The organism is Aeromonas sp. L_1B5_3 (genome assembly GCF_963866575.1).
Taxonomy (GTDB): Bacteria; Pseudomonadota; Gammaproteobacteria; order Enterobacterales; family Aeromonadaceae; genus Aeromonas; species Aeromonas jandaei.
In genome coordinates this window covers 53,715-66,711 of sequence record NZ_CAWMDN010000164.1, presented here as the reverse complement: position 1 = coordinate 66,711, position 12,997 = coordinate 53,715, and the positions used below count along the sequence as shown (strand labels likewise).

Sequence of the window (12,997 nt, the reverse complement as noted above, 5' to 3'; positions counted from 1 at the left end):
AAAGCGAGCCAAGGCAGCGCTAAGGGGATGATTTTCAACTGGCAATATGCCGGTAACATGGCCAAATTTCACGTTAATCAAAAAGATAAAGCCGGCATTAAATGGTGCCGCATCTCGCAGCAATCACTGCGTGCAACAAAACCTTGCGACTTGGCTGCAGCGCCGATTGACAATGGATTTGGCAGTGGCATGATGCGCTCGCATTTTGACTCTCCTCAGGGTTCTACCCATGACCACATACACCCGGCCAGTGCTGTTACTGCTCTGTGGCCTGTTGCTGCTGACCCTCTCCATCGCGGTGCTGAATACGTTGGTGCCGCTCTGGCTGGCCCATGACAATCTGCCGACCTGGCAGGTAGGCATGGTCGGCTCCTCCTATTTCAGCGGCAACCTGCTGGGAACCCTGCTGGCGGGCACCCTGATCAAGCGCTTTGGCTTTAACCGCAGCTACTACCTCTCCTCAGTTATCTTTGCCGCAGGTTGTATCGGGCTCGGCATTACCCTCGGTTTCTGGAGCTGGCTCGCCTGGCGCTTCATTGCCGGCATCGGCTGCGCCATGATCTGGGTGGTGGTGGAGAGCGCGCTGATGTGCAGCGGCAACGCGCACAATCGGGGGCGACTGCTGGCCGCCTACATGATGGTCTACTACCTGGGAACCGTGCTTGGGCAGCTGCTGGTCAGCAAGCTACCGACCGGCCTGATGGACGTGCTGCCTTGGGCGACCGGACTGATATTGGCGGCGATTCTGCCGCTGTTGTTCACCCGCATCGTCAGTGAGCACAGCGAAGCACAGGGAACGACCCGGGTCTGGCCGATGCTACGGCTGCGGCAGGCGCGGCTCGGGGTCGATGGCTGCATCATCTCCGGCATTGTGCTGGGGTCGCTCTATGGCCTGATGCCGCTCTACCTCAATCATCAGGGGGTGAGCGATGGAGAGATCGGCTACTGGATGGCGGTGATGGTGAGTGCCGGCATTCTGGGGCAGTGGCCGGTCGGCCGTCTGGCGGATCGCTTCGGGCGTCTGCCGGTATTGCGGGTGCAGGTGCTGGTGGTGATCCTGGGTTGCGCAGCCATGCTCGGCGGCGTGGCGATGGGGCCGGCCCTGTTTATCCTGGGCGCTGCCGGTTTTACTCTTTATCCGGTGGCCATGGCTTGGGCCTGCGAGAAGGTCGAACACCATCAGCTGGTGGCGATGAATCAGGCACTGCTGCTGAGCTATACCATCGGCAGCCTGCTCGGCCCAGCCTATACTGCGCTGCTGATGCAGCACCTTTCGGACAACCTGCTCTTCGTCATGATCGCCGGCGTGTCGCTTATCTATCTGCTGATGCTGCTGCGCCCCATGGGGAAACATCCGACGCCGGTGGCCCACGCCTGAACGAGAGCATCAGGGGGCTATCCTCGCTTCCCGATAAGGGATAAAGACGGCGCAATGACGCGCGATATAACGCAGAGGCGGCCCTTGGGCCGCCTTGTTGTTGTCTGCAACAGCGGTTATCAGAGATTAACGGCTAGCCGTAACGCTTTTTTGCTTCTTCAAACAATGACATATGCAGCGGGAGCAACTGCTGCCAGTCGCGCCGGTAGCCACCACCCGGTACGGCTGCAATGGGCAAGCCGTGTTGCCGGGCGCAGTCAAATACCATGGCATCGCGCTGGCGCACTCCCTCATCGCTCAAGGCGAGATAGCCAAGCTCGTCGCCACGGTGTACGTCCACGCCAGCCTGATAGAGGATGAGGTCGGGAGCGTAGAGGCGCAGCGCCAGATTGAGCGCCTCTGCCAGCGTGGAGAGATAGGCATCGTCCTGCATGCCGCTTGGCAAGGGAAAATCCATGTGGGAGGCGGGTTTGTGACGAGGGAAGTTGTGCTCCCCGTGCAGGGAGAGGGTGATAATATCGCGCCGCCCTTGGCACAGGGCTGCGCTGCCATCCCCTTGATGGACATCGAGATCGATGATCAGCACCTGCTCGCAGCGCCCTTCGTCCAGACTGGTCTGGGCGGCGATCACCAGATCGTTGAAGAGACAAAAGCCGCTGCCAACATCCCGGTGGGCGTGGTGATAACCACCAGAGATCTGCAGGCCGCAACCCTGCTCCAGGGCGTGGCAGCTGGCGGCAATGGTGGCCCCCACCGAGCGCAAGGTGCGTTCAATCAGCAAGGGAGACCAGGGAAAACCAAGCTGGCGGATGGCGCTCGCATCGAGGGTGCCGGCGAGGGCCGCCTCCACATAAGCAGCATCATGCACGCTCTCTATCTGTGCGCGGCTGGCGGGCGCGGCCTCTGCCAGTGGATAGCCGAGGCTGCTAAGGTGCTCAAACAGCGCCTGATACTTGGCCAGCGGGAAGCGATGACGCTCCGGCAGGGCCAGGGCAGAGTAGAGGGGGTGATAGAAGATGCACAGTGACATGACGGCAGGGCCTTTGCAGATATGAAAAAGGGGAGCCAGGCTCCCCTTGTCTCTCCCGGCGATGCGGGATGAATCATCCAATTACTGCTGCTGGATAACCCAGATCTGGAACGCTTTGCGGGTCTCCGCATCAGCCTTGTTGTACCAGTTTTGCAGCTGGGTTAGGGCTTCCGGGTTGCTCTGGGCTTTGCTAGGCGCTACCTGAACCGGTGCACTGGCGGCAGCCATGACGGCCGCAGAGGAGACGGCGACAGTTTTGGGCTGGTTGAATGCTTTGCCCATGTTGATCAGCTCTTGCTGGTAGTCACGAGTCAACTGGAAGCCTTCGACTTTCGGCATCACGAACTGCTCGCTGGCCACGGTCTGACCGCTGGCGGCGTCTTTCAGAGCAACTTTCTGATCCTTGACAAACTGCTTGGCTTCCATTTCATTGCGGGGCTTTTTGAAGTCCAGCACCAGCTTCTGGTTGTCGGCGGCAGTAAAGTTGAGCACCAGCGGTTCGGCAGTTACCAGCTTGATGTCGTTGCGGCTGGAGTAGTTCCCTTCAAAAGCAACAACCAGCTGATGCTTGCCAGCGCTGAGCGGGAAAGTGCTGGTTTTGTCGAGCAGTTTGGGGTTGATCGGTTGGCCGTCGATCAGCTGGGCAACATAAGGGGCACTTACTTCGACCTGGGTATTGGCCAGAGCGCTACCCGCAAACAACAGACCAGCCAGTGCCGGTACCAGAACAGTCAGTTTCATTTCATCTCCTTGAACAGTCAGACGATTGCCTGCTGAAAACAGGGGCTCATTTTTACAGGTTTGGTCCACTGCGGCAATTGCTCTTTGAGTTGGTCAAAATCAACCCAGATATCATCTTTTCTATCATTAGGATTGAGTGGCAGCGTGATTCGGAAGTGTCATTCAATGCGCCGTTTGAACGGGGGCAGGGCATCGAGCAGCCCCTTGCCATAGCGTTTGGTCAGCAGGCGGCGATCGAGAATGGTGACCCGTCCCCGATCAGCCTCCTTGCGGATCAGGCGACCACAAGCCTGAATGAGCTTGCGCGACGCCTCCGGTACCGTCAGTTGCAAAAAGGGATTGCCGCCCCGCTTCTCGACCCATTCGGCAGTGGCCTCTTCCACCGGCGAGTTGGGCACCGCGAACGGCAGCTTGGTGATGACCAGGTTGGTGAGGTAGTGACCGGGCAGATCCAGCCCTTCGGAAAAGCTGCCAGTACCGAACAGGATGCTGGCCTGACCGCCGTCGCACTTCTGCTTGTGCAGGGTGAGCAGGGCGTTGCGGGAGGCCTCGCCCTGTACCAGCAAAGAGAGCCCCTTTGCCCTGAGACCAATGGCCACCTCGTTCATCTGCCGGTAGGAAGAGAAGAGCACCAGGCTTGCCTCTTTACCCGCCAGCAGGCGTGGCAGGGCGCTAATCAGCTCGTTGGTAAAGGCTGGGGAGTTGGGCTCATGGGCCATCTTGGGCAGATAGAGCTCGGCTTTCTGGTAATCAAAGGGGGAGCGCAGGCGCAGATAGCGGGTGCCGTCGTGCTCCTTCAAACCCACCTGGTGGCGGAAATAGCTAAAGGAGGAGAGGGCGGTCAGGGTGGCCGAGACCAGCACGGCGCCCAGACACCTGGACCAGAGCCACTCTTCCAGCAGATAACCCACCTCGATAGGGGAGGCATGCAGCCAGATGTCGCCATCGTCACTCTTGGCCATCCAGCGGGCGAGCGGGGTCTTCCCCTCGGGAATATGGCGCCCCAACATCTCCCACAGGGCGCAGAAGCTCTCCAGCCGCTGCAGATGAAAACCGCTCTCGGCCAGTAGCGGCTCGGCCTCCTTGCGACGGATCTCGCCATCTTTCAGGGCTTCACCGATGGCTGCCTGCATTCTGTCCAGCGCTCGCAGCGCCTTCTTGCTCGACTCCCTGAGATTTTCTGCCAGCATCGGCAGCGGGTCTGGCAATACCCCTTCGCCAAAACGGTAGTGCGTCTCGCTGCCAAACAGCCGGTCATTGCTGGCGAGCCACTGCTCCACCGCCTTGAGGTCGGGTTGAATGGAGGCGAGGGCATCCTGCAACTTCAATTGCGGATCGATGAGGCTCTCTTTATTGAGCGTTCGAGTCAGCTTGCCAGCACTTTGCACCAGTTTTTCCAGCCAGCGGCGCGAACCTTTGACGCTGGCCGAGGCGGCGCCGTGATCCCGGGCGATGGTAGGCAGGTGGTGCGCTTCGTCCAGCACATAGATGCACTCGTCGGGTGGCGGCAGGATGATGCCGCCACCCATGGTGAGGTCAGAGAGCAGCAGCGCGTGGTTGACAACCAGCACGTCGGCCGCATCCATGTCGTTGCGGGCGCGGTGGAAGGGGCAGTGTTGATGATGGGTCAGGGCCTTGTTGCAGGTGTGGCGATCGGCGGCGATACGATCCCAACACAGGTCGGGTATGGGTTTGGGCCAGTTGTCCCGATCGCCATCCCAGTTGCCTTCGGTGTAGGCCTGCCATAGCGCCTGATAGCAACGCTTGTCGGCTTCTGATGGTTTGTGTTTGCTCAGGGCGCCGAAGTCGAATTCGAAGTTGGCCATCTCGCTACCGCTTGCAGCCTGCTCCAGCAGATGTTCGCAGCAGTAGCGCTGGCGCCCCTTGACCAGCATAAAGCGAAACGGCAACTCGCTGTGGCGGTGATAGAAGGGGAGATCCTTGTGGATCAGCTGCTCCTGCAATGCCACGGTGGCGGTGGAGATCACCAGCTTTTTCTGGGTCAATCTCGCGACAGGGATCGCTCCCTGAGCATAGGAGAGGGATTTGCCGATACCGGTGCCCGCCTCGGCCACCAGAATCCGGCGCTGTTTGTCATACTCCCCGGTCAGCGTCTTGGCTATCTCGGCAACCAGAAAATTCTGTTCTTTACGCGGCACAAAACCGGGCAAGCCATCCGAAATCTGGCGGTAGGTTTGACGAATGGTGGCTTTGAGGCGAGTTGACAGCATAAAGAGGAGGCCAGTTTGGTTGTTGCGCTGGGAAAGGCCAAGGATACCCGTATCCCCTTGTCGGGGTCGAGGGGCGCACTTTCATCACCCTCATTTCGCACTGGTCTGATGAGGTTGGTTGTTTATCAGGGAGTTAGCTGCAATTACCTAAAAAACAGGCTGTGCAAGTAGAAAAAAACAGCAAAAAGCATTGCAAACGTTTTCCTTCGATGATCAGATAATGTGAGAGCTGGCTCACATTTCTGCTTTGGTGACTATGCTTTTCATAAAAAGTTCCAAGTTTTTTCGTTGCGGTTGTGAAAACCCGGTGCTAGTCTCGCCGTCATAGTGATGCAAAGTACATCGCTAACACAGGGAATAACAAAGACTTAGTGTTTAATTACAGTAGGCATTGGAAACTATGAAAAAGACAATTCTGGCTATTGCTATCCCGGCTCTGTTTGCATCCGCAGCTAACGCAGCTGTGATCTATGACAAAGACGGTACCAATTTCGACGTATACGGCCGCGTACAGGCTAACTACTATGGCGATGCTAACGACAAACCAGCTGAGCTGGTTGGTTCTACTCGTCTGGGTTGGTCCGGTAAAGTAGCTCTGAACAATACTTGGGCGGCTATCGCCAAGACTGAATGGCAGGTAGCTGCCGAAAACTCTGGTAGCAAAACTAGTGATATCGACCCGCGTCATATCTATGCCGGTTTTGACGGTTCTCAGTACGGTAAGATCATCTTCGGTCAAACCGACACTGCCTTCTACGACGTTCTGGAGCCGACCGATATCTTCAACGAATGGGGTGATGCCGGTAACTATTACGATGGTCGCCAAGAAGGTCAGATCATTTACTCCAACGCTATCGGTGGCTTCAAAGGCAAAGTTTCCTACCAAACCAATGATGATGTTGCTGTTGTAGTAACTGACGTCGGTCAGAAAGTTAAAGAAGATGCTGTTTGGGGTAAAGACGTTAAGCGTAAGAAAGCTTATGCCGCAGCAGCTGGTTATGACTTCGATTTCGGTCTGGGCTTCAATGCAGGTTATGCATACTCTGACTTGCAAAATAAAGTCAACGGCCAAACTGGTAAGAAAGACGAGTGGGCTGTTGGCGCACACTATGCAATCAATGGCTTCTACTTCGCTGGTGTTTACACCGAAGGTGAAGTTAAGAACAAGAGCTCTGGCGTGAAAGATGAAGGCCGTGGCTACGAGTTCGCTGCCTCTTACAATGTAGACGCTTGGACCTTCCTTGCTGGTTATAACTTCAAAGAAGCCAAAGAGAATGCCCAGAAGGCAGGCTCTAGCTACAAAGACCAAGTTGACGAAACTCTGCTGGGTGTTCAGTACTCTTTCACTCCGAAGCTGAAAGCTTACACCGAATACAAAATCCAGAGCATCGAGAAGCTGGACGACGAGTGGACTGTTGCTCTGCAGTACAACTTCTAATAAGAAGTTGCTGACAAGCGATATCCAAGCTTGAGTCTTTGACCAAGCGATAAAATGGCCGGATTGATATCCGGCCATTTTCTTTTTGTTGTCTTGATAGTGATTGGATGAGCGGCTGGGTAAACCGTATTGCTGCCCAAGTTGCCAAAGCCGTTGTCACGATTAATCTCTCCTGCTCCTGCTCCTGCTCCTGCTCCTGCTCCTGCTCCTGCTCCTGCTCCTGCTCCTGCTCCTGCAGCTCATAAATGTCTTCAGGCTAACAGGCGCTACGGTTCTGTTAAGTGAACAGCCCGAATTCGGGCGCAGCCTCTGTCCGGTGGAGAATGGCTGCGAAGGAGCTGGGGGAGAAATATATGTGCGGTATAAACAAAAATTCGGTCATTTTGGGAAAATACATAAATTAAATTTATGGCGACCTTCTTGGCCTGTTGTCGGGGTTTGGAGCATTGTGCTCAACGTAATGAGGGATATGGCCGATCTTAACGGGCTGTCTAATTGAGCGCCTGTTGGACGGACGTTATAGCTTTTCGTCTATCTGCAATGGTTTGGTCCTCCTCAGATCTGTGGCGGAAGAGGCCAATAGCCGATATGGCTGATTGGGCCTGTGGCTTGGCTGTTCGGTTGTGTTGCAGCTTGATGTTTAATTGCCGATTGCCGATTGCCGATTGCCGATTGCCGATTGCCGATTGCCGATTGCCGATTGCCGATTGCCAGTTGCTGTAAGATGGATAGCAAGCGAGCGACCATTGGCAGTGGGTAGGAAAACCGGCGCGGTTATTTTCAGCTGGTGAGCTGATAAGGGAAGAGCGTGGTCTGCAAAAGGATCTCCAGCGTGCGTTTAGGCTGGGGCTTTTGGATGGCGAGTCAAGAAATGGAGAGCCAAGAAATAGCGTGGCAATTAAGGGCGTACCAATAAAAAGGGAAGATGGCGGGCATCTTCCCTTGGCAATCGATTGGTGCGGGCTCGCTCAGCTGTGCTGGCGGCGATCGTTGGCTTGTGCCAGCAGGGTGCGGCTTTCACGCAGGAACTGGTCGGCGTGTTCGCCAAAGAAGCCGGAAACCTGGCTGAACGCCTCGATAAAACCGTCCCTGTCTCCACGCTCCAGCAGACCCAGCGCCTCGCCGAAGTTCTGGTAGTAGCGGCGGATCATAGCCAGGTTCTGTGGCGACGACAGAATGATGTCGGCATAGAGGTGGGGATCCTGGGCAAACAGCCGCCCCACCATGGCCAGCTCCAGCCGATAGATGGGGGAGCTCAGCGCCAGCAGCCGCTCAAGATTGGCTCCTTCCCGGGAGAGGTGCCAGCCGTAGGCAAAGGTGGCAAAGTGGCGCAGCGCCTGGATAAAGGTCATCGCCTCATCGTGGGCTTTGGCTTCCACTTGCTGCAGGCGGGCGCCCCAGATAGTCATCTGCTCCAGCAGCCACTGGCTGGCGGCAGCGTCACGTCCCTGACAACAGACGATCACCTGCTTGGCGAGACTCGCCACATCCGGTCCGAACATGGGGTGCAGCCCCAGCACAGGCCCCCGGTGTACTGCCAGCATGTGTTCGAGCGGCGCTGATTTGACGCTGGTGACATCCACCAGCAGGCAATCTGCGGGCAGGTTGCCGAGCCGGTCGATGATCTGGCAGGTGATGTCGATGGGCACCGCTACCATCACCAGACCGGCTTCGGCGAGGATCTCGTCAGCACGCGGCCAGTCGGCCTGTTCGAGGGTATCGACGTGATAGCCCGAGAGGGTAAACATATGGCCAAACAGGCGGCCAAGCTGGCCCTGACCACCGATGATCACCACCTTGCCCAGATCCGGCTTCATGCACTTGAAGCCGGTATCTTTTTCACTGGCGTAAGATTCGCGCATCACCCGGCGCAGCACGTCTTCGATGAGGTCACCCGGCACGCCCAGTGCCTCGGCCTCGGTACGGCGGCGGGCCAGCATGCTGGCTTCCCGATCCGGTGCGTAGATGGGCAGGCCGTGGCGGCTCTTCACTTCACCCACTTCTCCCACCAGCGCCAGACGGGCAGCCAGCAGATCGATCAGCTGCCGGTCTACCGCATCAATCTTGTCCCTGAGGGCATTCAACTCTTCTGCCATCTTCAGTCCCTGTGGGTGCCGCCAGCGGCAGCACCTTGTGATTCAATATGTTGCATTAAGATATCACGGCTTAACCGCCAGTTCTGCTCTTGAGTGGCGCCGCCAGCTGGCTGTGGCAACGGGCCAGCAGCGCATCTGTGGTCTCCCAGTCGATGCAGGCATCGGTGATGGAGACACCGTAGCGCATCTCGCACTTGGGTTGCTCGCTCGACTGGTTGCCCTCAAACAGGTTGGATTCGAGCATCACCCCGATGATGGATCGGTTTCCCTCCAGGATCTGGTGGATGACGTTGTCAGCCACCTTGGGCTGCAGACGGTGATCCTTGCTGGAGTTGCCGTGGCTGCAATCTACTACCAGTCCCGGCTGCAGGCCCGCTTTTTCCAGCGCCTCTTCCGCCAGCGACACATTGACCGAGTCGTAGTTGGGGTGTTTGCCGCCGCGCAGGATCACATGGCCATCCGGGTTGCCCTGGGTCTGCAACAGCGCGACCTGGCCCTGCTGGTTAATGCCCATAAAAGCGTGGGGAGAGGAGGCCGATTGCAGGGCGTTGATAGCAGTGCCCAGATTACCGTCGGTGCCGTTCTTGAAGCCGACCGGCATGGAGAGGCCGGAGGCCATCTCCCTGTGGGTCTGGGATTCGGTGGTGCGGGCGCCGATGGCCGACCAGGAGAAGAGCTCGGCCAGGTATTGCGGGCTGATGGGGTCGAGTGCTTCGGTCGCCAGCGGCAGCTCCATCTCGGCCAGCGAGCAGAGCAGCTCGCGGGCACGGTGCAGCCCCAGCTCTACGTCGAAGGTGCCATCCAGATTGGGGTCGTTGATAAAGCCCTTCCAGCCCACCGTGGTGCGGGGTTTCTCAAAGTAAACCCGCATCACAATGTAGAGAGAGTCCTGATAGGCATCATGCAAGGCCTTGAGTCTGGTTGCGTACTCTTTGGCGGCCTCCATGTCGTGAATGGAGCAGGGGCCGCAGATCACCAGCAGGCGGTGGTCACGGCGGTGGATGATATCGGCGATGGTATTGCGGGCCCCTTGCACGAATGCCAGCGCCTTGGCGGAGATAGGCAATTTCTCCTTGAGCTGGGCAGGCGTGATCATCACTTGTTCGGACTGGATATGGATGTTGTTCAGGGGATCTCTTTGCATGATGTCGTTCTCTCTGGACTGAATTCTAAAAGCAACCGTACACATATATTTACATTGGTACGTGCTTTGTTACGCAACCGCCCTCACCTTACCAAGTAAAAACAAACAATCAAGTGAAATAAGCGGGTTTACTGCCATTTATGCAGATAAAAACGCGTTGACATAGTCGTTATGGTAATAAAATAGCGAGGGATAGCGTGACGGAGTGTGTTTTTTGTAATTAAATGTTTACGATTGCGCAGGGGGAGGGCAAAAGAAGCATAAAGGGAGAGCTGGGTCGACACCGCAGAGAAACAAGAAAGGGGCCTTGATGGCCCCTTCGAATAGGGGCCAGAGCCCCGTTCAAGACGTGATATTACGCCTTGAGTTTGTCCAGCATCTCTTTGGTTACTAGGACTATGCCCTGTTCGGAGCGATAGAAGCGACGGGCATCTTCATCGGCGTTTTCACCGATCACCATCCCTTCTGGCAGCTTGCACCCCTTGTCGATCACCACCCGGCGCAGGCGGCAGCCCGGCCCGATCTCGACCCCGGGGAAGACCACGGCCTGATCCAGGGTGCAGAAAGAGTGAACCCGCACATTGGTAAAGAGCACCGAGCTCAGGATAAAGGAGCCGCTGACGATGGTGCCGCCAGAGAACATCGAGTTGATGGTCATGCCGTGCTGGCCGTTTCTGTCCTGCACGAACTTGGCGGGTGGCGTCATGGTCTGGCTGGTCCAGATGGGCCAGTCCTGATCATAGATATCGAGCTCCGGAGTGACGGAGGCGAGATCCATGTTGGCCTCCCAGAAGGAGTCCACTGTGCCCACATCGCGCCAGTAGGGGCGCTTCTCGGCATTGCAGCCGACGCAGGACATGCCAAACGGGTGAGCGTATGCAGTCCCTTCCCGCACCACGCGGGGGATCACGTCCATCCCGAAATCGTGGTGGGATTCGTCGTTGGTGATGTCTTCATCCAGCAGCTGATAGAGATACTCGGCATCGAAGATGTAGACCCCCATGGAGGCGAGGGAGGTATCTTCCTTGCCCGGCATGGCAGGCGGGTTGGCCGGTTTTTCCACAAAGGCGTTGATCTTGCGATCGCCATCGATCGCCATTACCCCGAAGGCACTCGCTTCACTGCGCGGCACTTCGATACAGGCAACGGTCACCTTGGCGCCCATGTTGACGTGGTCGAGCAGCATGGCGGCGTAGTCCATCTTGTAGATGTGGTCGCCTGCCAGTACGACGATATATTTGGGACCATGGTCGCGGATGATGTCCAGGTTCTGATAGACCGCATCAGCGGTGCCCCGATACCAGTTGACCTCGTCCACGCGCTGCTGCGCGGGCAGCAGGTCGATGAACTCGTTCATCTGATAGCGCAAGAAAGACCAACCTGATTGAAGGTGGCGCAGCAAGCTGTGGGATTTGTACTGGGTCACCACACCTACGCGGCGAATGCCGGAGTTGATGCAGTTGGAGAGCACAAAATCGATGATGCGGAATTTTCCGCCAAAGTGGACTGCAGGCTTCGCTCTGTTATCAGTTAACTGTTTGAGGCGACTACCCCGCCCTCCGGCGAGAACCAAAGCCATGGTCTCGTTCAGCAACTGTCTTGCTTTTGCTGTATTGGCAGGTTGTAACAACATCTTGTATCCCTTTGTAGATAAATCACTACAATCTTGCCGCTTTTGAGACCTAAAGAAAGTGCTTTCAGTCACACTTTTGCGGGGTATGCCGTAATAAAATGACTTTTTTGTTATTAAGGTGTGGTTGTTTTTTCATCTTTTGCTGTCAATCTGCTCACTCGTAAATTTTCTTCGCAAAAAGAAGCTAACAGCGTTAACAGCGTGGGCAGGAAAGAGGCCCCTGCTTGTGTGCAGGGGCCGCAAGGTGGGAGGTAAAACACACCGCAAAAAGGGCGGTTATGCCGCCTCTGCCAGCGGCTCCTCACCCTTCTTCTGATAGGCCTGCGGGCTCAGACCCAGCAGCTCCTGCACGGTGGAGGCCACGGTGATGGAGGAGATGGTCCCCACCAGAATGCCGGTGAACAGAGTGAAGGAGAAACCGTAGAGGGTATCGCCGCCAAACAGCAGCAGTGCCCCGACGGTAAACAGGGTGGTACCCGAGGTGATCATGGTACGGCTGAAGGTGGCCTTGATGGCGACATCAGAACATTCGTGGATCCCCATCTGGGTGCGCGAGCTCAGCAGATCCCGCAAGCGGTCCGAAATCACGATGCTGTCGTTGAGGGAGTAGCCAATCACCGCCATCAGACCGGCGATGACGTTGAGATCAAACTCGATGTTGAACAGCGCCAGCAATCCCAGTGCCACGATGGCATCGTGGATCACCGAGATAAGGATGCCGATGGCCTGACGCCACTCGAAGCGAAACGCCAGATAGGCCGAGATGGCGAGGGAGGCGACCAGCACCGCCAGCATCCCCTGCTGGAACAGCTCGGCACCTACCTGCGGGCCGACGATGGTGGTGCGCAGCAGCTCGACCGGCATGCCCAGTTGCTGGGTCAGCATGGTGGCAAGCTCGGTGGCCTGCCAGGGCAGTTCGTGCGGTGGCAGCTTGATCAGCCACTCGCCGGGGACACCGGCAGAGCTGAGCTCCACCGCGCCTGCCAGCGGGGAGGTGAGCATGGCGTTGAGCTCATGGGCCTCCTTGAGGGTCTGGATATGAAACTCCAGCAGGGTGCCACCGGTAAAGTCGAGGCCGAGGGCAAGGCCGTTGACCAGCAGCATGGCGATGCTCGCCACTGTCAGTACGATAGAGGCCCACAGGCCGATATAACGCCAGCGGGTCAGCCCCATGGCAACAATCATTCTCAACATAGTTCTCTCCTTGGCCTGCCAGCGCCGGGCTGGCGGCCGCGTCCCGACGTGCCTTGGCACTGCGGGGGAAATGTCTCTGATCCGGCGCGTTTGGCTGGCCATCTCCATGGCC

Annotated in this window: 9 protein-coding genes; 2 read left to right on the top strand and 7 right to left on the bottom strand. The window is 57.2% G+C overall.

The window, feature by feature from the left end; translation table 11 throughout:
* Positions 1-229: 229 nt before the first annotated feature.
* Complete coding sequence (locus AACR93_RS21955; RefSeq protein WP_043851966.1) at positions 230-1,378, top strand: MFS transporter; 1,149 nt, start codon at positions 230-232, stop codon at positions 1,376-1,378.
* A gap of 133 nt (positions 1,379-1,511) precedes the next feature.
* Here the strand turns inward: AACR93_RS21955 and AACR93_RS21950 are convergent, their stop codons facing one another.
* The 3 genes from AACR93_RS21950 to dinG all read right to left on the bottom strand — a co-directional run bounded on the left by AACR93_RS21950 (position 1,512) and on the right by dinG (position 5,380).
* A complete protein-coding gene (locus AACR93_RS21950; protein ID WP_043851975.1) occupies positions 1,512-2,408 on the bottom strand; it encodes a histone deacetylase family protein in 897 nt (298 codons plus the stop codon).
* 81 nt (positions 2,409-2,489) lie between these two features.
* A complete protein-coding gene (locus AACR93_RS21945; RefSeq protein WP_043851965.1) occupies positions 2,490-3,149 on the bottom strand; it encodes a YccT family protein in 660 nt (219 codons plus the stop codon).
* 158 nt (positions 3,150-3,307) lie between these two features.
* On the bottom strand, positions 3,308-5,380 hold the full coding sequence (dinG, locus tag AACR93_RS21940) for an ATP-dependent DNA helicase DinG (protein WP_043851964.1): 2,073 nt from the start codon (positions 5,378-5,380) through the stop codon (positions 3,308-3,310).
* Positions 5,381-5,780: 400 nt separating this feature from the next.
* On the opposite strand from dinG, the gene AACR93_RS21935 reads away from it, so the two are divergent.
* Positions 5,781-6,818, top strand: coding sequence for a porin (locus tag AACR93_RS21935; protein WP_043851963.1), 1,038 nt, complete (start codon positions 5,781-5,783; stop codon positions 6,816-6,818).
* A 968-nt stretch (positions 6,819-7,786) separates the two neighbouring features.
* Here AACR93_RS21935 and tyrA read toward each other — a convergent pair.
* The 4 genes from tyrA to secF form a co-directional block, all read right to left on the bottom strand.
* Positions 7,787-8,914, bottom strand: a complete 1,128-nt coding sequence (tyrA, locus tag AACR93_RS21930; RefSeq protein WP_043851962.1) for a bifunctional chorismate mutase/prephenate dehydrogenase — start codon at positions 8,912-8,914, stop codon at positions 7,787-7,789.
* Positions 8,915-8,984: 70 nt separating this feature from the next.
* Complete coding sequence (locus tag AACR93_RS21925) at positions 8,985-10,058, bottom strand: 3-deoxy-7-phosphoheptulonate synthase (RefSeq protein WP_043851961.1); 1,074 nt, start codon at positions 10,056-10,058, stop codon at positions 8,985-8,987.
* Positions 10,059-10,413: 355 nt separating this feature from the next.
* Positions 10,414-11,691 carry a glucose-1-phosphate adenylyltransferase gene (gene glgC, locus AACR93_RS21920; RefSeq protein ID WP_042033393.1) on the bottom strand — a complete coding sequence of 426 codons (1,278 nt, stop codon included), beginning with the start codon at positions 11,689-11,691 and terminating at the stop codon, positions 10,414-10,416.
* Positions 11,692-11,967: 276 nt separating this feature from the next.
* A complete protein-coding gene (secF, locus tag AACR93_RS21915; protein WP_182927649.1) occupies positions 11,968-12,885 on the bottom strand; it encodes a protein translocase subunit SecF in 918 nt (305 codons plus the stop codon).
* Positions 12,886-12,997: the final 112 nt, after the last annotated feature.

Excerpts from the sequence above, each read along its gene's own strand:
- AACR93_RS21955 (WP_043851966.1), top strand. The coding sequence starts at position 230 with ATGACCACATACACCCGGCCAGTGCTGTTACTGCTCTGTGGCCTGTTG.
- AACR93_RS21950 (WP_043851975.1), bottom strand. The coding sequence starts at position 2,408 with ATGTCACTGTGCATCTTCTATCACCCCCTCTACTCTGCCCTGGCCCTG.
- AACR93_RS21945 (WP_043851965.1), bottom strand. The coding sequence starts at position 3,149 with ATGAAACTGACTGTTCTGGTACCGGCACTGGCTGGTCTGTTGTTTGCG.
- dinG (WP_043851964.1), bottom strand. The coding sequence starts at position 5,380 with ATGCTGTCAACTCGCCTCAAAGCCACCATTCGTCAAACCTACCGCCAG.
- AACR93_RS21935 (WP_043851963.1), top strand. The coding sequence starts at position 5,781 with ATGAAAAAGACAATTCTGGCTATTGCTATCCCGGCTCTGTTTGCATCC.
- tyrA (WP_043851962.1), bottom strand. The coding sequence starts at position 8,914 with ATGGCAGAAGAGTTGAATGCCCTCAGGGACAAGATTGATGCGGTAGAC.
- AACR93_RS21925 (WP_043851961.1), bottom strand. The coding sequence starts at position 10,058 with ATGCAAAGAGATCCCCTGAACAACATCCATATCCAGTCCGAACAAGTG.
- glgC (WP_042033393.1), bottom strand. The coding sequence starts at position 11,691 with ATGTTGTTACAACCTGCCAATACAGCAAAAGCAAGACAGTTGCTGAAC.
- secF (WP_182927649.1), bottom strand. The coding sequence starts at position 12,885 with ATGTTGAGAATGATTGTTGCCATGGGGCTGACCCGCTGGCGTTATATC.